We start from the raw sequence: 2,910 nt of genomic DNA on the forward strand, positions 1-2,910 counted from the left end.
GTCACCCAGCCTGATCCGTAACTATTGCATTCGTGCAGATTCGCCGATCACTGCGGTGTGCTGAATTGCGCGCTTACGAGTAAGCGCTAGTTTCTGCCCGCCTAGCGTGTTCGAAGGTGGAAGATCAAGCTTGCGTCCGCAATCACTCAACTTGCGGACGCAACATGACCCCAGACGAACTTGATTTCCTTCCCCTTAAAGTCACGCACATCGACGAAGGCGGTCGGCGCTGCTTTGATCCAGAAGGCAAGCGACGACTGATTGAGGCGTGCGAGCAGCCCGGCGCGTCGGTGGCTGGGCTCGCGCTCAAGGCTGGCGTGAACGCCAACCAGCTGCGCAAGTGGATTCTGCTGGAGCGCAGGCGGGCGGTGCGCAGCGACTGCGTGGAGTTGCCCGGCACGGGCACGGCGAAATTCGTGCCCGTCGTAGAAGTAGCCGATCCACACGCGGTGCGCGCAGATTCGAGAGCGCCTGCGTCTGGGGTGGTGCCGCCAATGCCCCGGGCGCGTGAAGTGACGCGCCCCTCGCAACGCCCGCCGTTGCCGTCACGCCTGGTGGCGCAGTTGCCCAACGGGGTGAGTCTTGAACTTGAATGTACGCAACAGGACACGGCGCTGCTCACAGCGATGATCGACGCATTGAGGAGCCGGTGATGCTGCGCTTCGCTGAAGACCTGCGGGTCTATCTGCATCGTGAGCCGGTCGACTTCCGGTGCGGCATCAATACCCTTGCAGCCCTGGTTGAGAATTCGATGCGACTGGATCCGCTCGCGCGCGCAGTGTACGCGTTTCGCAACCGTAAATGCAACCGGATCAAGCTCCTGCTGTACGAACGCACCGGCTTCTGGCTGTTGCTGCGCCGGCTCGAGGAAGACCATTTCGTGTGGCCGCGACGCGATCAGGACGTGATCGAGCTGACGACGCAGCAGCTCCACTGGCTGCTCGATGGCATCGACATCGACGCGCTTCGCCGTCATCCTGCGCGTCATTACGAGCACGCCAGCTAGTCCGGTACGTTGCACGTAAACAACGGAATGCGCACGGAATACGCACCCGTTACAAATTGACGTAAACCCACGGCGCGTCGCGCCTGGCTATCCTGGAGCGCATGAAGAATGCACCTGACCTCAAGCGCGTACCCGAGGCTGTCCAGGGCTATATCCACGCCCTCGAAGCGCGCGTAGCCGGCGACGCGAAGCACATCGACGAACTGAACCAGCGCGTCGGGCAGCTTGAGGAACAGGTCCGGCTGCTGCAGGCCGAGCGGTACTCGCCGAAAAGCGAAAAACGCAAGGATCGGGTGTTCGACGAAGCCGAGCAGATCGCCCGGAGCGAACCATGCGACGAGGACGACGATAGTATTCAGCCGGCGCTGCCCGACACCGGCTTGCCACCGGCCGGCAAGCCTGAGCGGCGCAAGGTGGGACGCAAGCCGTTGCCGGCGTACCTGAAGCGCGAACGCATCGAGTACGATCTGCCGGAAGACCAGCGAGGTTGCCCGTGTTGTGGCAATCCGATGCATCGTATCGGCGAGGACATCAGCGAACAGCTGCATGTCGAGGTCAAATGGACGGTTCACCAGAACGTGCGTGCAAAGTACGCGTGCCGGCACTGCGAGCGTCACGCCGAACATACGCCGGTCGTGCTGGCACCGATGCCGGTACAGCCACTTCCGGGCAGCCATGCGGATGCGTCGGTGATCGCGACGGTCGCGACCGCGAAATACGTCGACGGCATGCCGTTGTACCGGATGCAGGCCGCCATGGCCCGCTGGCAGATTCCGGTGAGCCGGGGCACGCTCGCACACTGGGTCATCCGCCCCAGCGAATTGCACTACACCCGCCTGTACGACGCGCTGTACAAGACATTGCTGTCGCAGCCGCTGATCCACGGCGACGAGACCACGCTTCAGGTACTCAAGGAACCCGGCCGGTCTGCGCAGAGTAAAAGCTATGCGTGGGTCTACCGCAGCGCCGAAGACTGCCCCGAACCCGTGGTGCTGTTCGAGTACCAGCCGGGGCGAGGCCAGGAGCATCCGAAGAAATTCCTCGGCAACTACAGCGGCATGTTGGTAAGCGACGGATACAGTGCGTGGCGCACGCTGAAAAAGGCGACGCACTTCGGCTGCATGGCGCACGCGCGCAGGCTATTCGTCAAGGCGGACAAGGCAGCGCAGAAGAAAGGGGATGGCGCAAAACCGAAGCCGCCGAACGCTCGTGTGGCAAAGGCGCTTGAATACTTCCAGGCCCTGTACCGTGTCGAGGCGCTGGCCAAAGGCGATCTGCCCGTCGGCCAGACACGTGCCGACTACACATATGACTTGCGGCAGAAACACAGCGTGCCGGTACTCGAGGCGTTCAGGGCGTGGCTTGACGAACTGGCGCCGAAGGTGACGCCCCAGAGCCTGCTCGGTAAGGCAATCGCCTATACGCGTAACCAGTGGGAATATCTGAGCCGCTACGTCACTGACGGGCGAGCCGCAATTGACAACAATATCTGCGAGCGGGACATCAGACCGTTTGCGACTTCGAGAAAGTCGTGGCTGTTCAGCGACACGGTCGACGGCGCAAAAGCCAGCGCCACGATTTACAGTCTCGTGCTGACCTGCCGTGCCTGCGGTGTCGAACCGTACGACTACCTGTTGCACGTACTCAGGGAGCTGCCGCAGCGTCCACCGGACGCCGACGTGACGGACCTCTTGCCATTCAACTATGCGCGGCAGCAACAGGCGACGGCACAGGACGGCTGATACATCGAGCGCCGCCCCGGCGGTGCCCTGCGCCCGCCCCTCAGTTGCACGGTCCTCCGTTCGGTGTGCTAAAGCTGCCGCTTACGCTCAAGATAACGAAGTCTGGCGCTCAATGGGTTTACGTCAATTTGTAACGGCGCGGCGAGCTGCGATCCACCGGGA

General features: G+C 62.4%; 3 protein-coding genes. All 3 read left to right on the forward strand.

Annotated elements, in window-relative coordinates; translation table 11 throughout:
- Positions 1–164 precede the first annotated feature (164 nt).
- Positions 165–653 carry a transposase gene (locus tag AB6809_RS36040; RefSeq protein WP_371028586.1) on the forward strand — a complete coding sequence of 163 codons (489 nt, stop codon included), beginning with the start codon at positions 165–167 and terminating at the stop codon, positions 651–653.
- On the forward strand, positions 653–1,006 hold the full coding sequence (tnpB, locus tag AB6809_RS36045; RefSeq protein ID WP_371028587.1) for an IS66 family insertion sequence element accessory protein TnpB: 354 nt from the start codon (positions 653–655) through the stop codon (positions 1,004–1,006). The genes AB6809_RS36040 and tnpB overlap by 1 nt, the downstream gene beginning before the upstream one ends.
- Before the next feature lie 101 nt (positions 1,007–1,107).
- Positions 1,108–2,748, forward strand: coding sequence for an IS66 family transposase (locus tag AB6809_RS36050; protein WP_371028588.1), 1,641 nt, complete (start codon positions 1,108–1,110; stop codon positions 2,746–2,748).
- Positions 2,749–2,910: the final 162 nt, after the last annotated feature.

It is taken from the genome of Paraburkholderia sp. RCC_158 (assembly GCF_041355255.1).
In the GTDB taxonomy this organism is placed as follows: domain Bacteria; phylum Pseudomonadota; class Gammaproteobacteria; order Burkholderiales; family Burkholderiaceae; genus Paraburkholderia; species Paraburkholderia graminis.

Excerpts from the sequence above, each read along its gene's own strand:
- AB6809_RS36040 (WP_371028586.1), top strand. The coding sequence starts at position 165 with ATGACCCCAGACGAACTTGATTTCCTTCCCCTTAAAGTCACGCACATC.
- tnpB (WP_371028587.1), top strand. The coding sequence starts at position 653 with ATGCTGCGCTTCGCTGAAGACCTGCGGGTCTATCTGCATCGTGAGCCG.
- AB6809_RS36050 (WP_371028588.1), top strand. The coding sequence starts at position 1,108 with ATGAAGAATGCACCTGACCTCAAGCGCGTACCCGAGGCTGTCCAGGGC.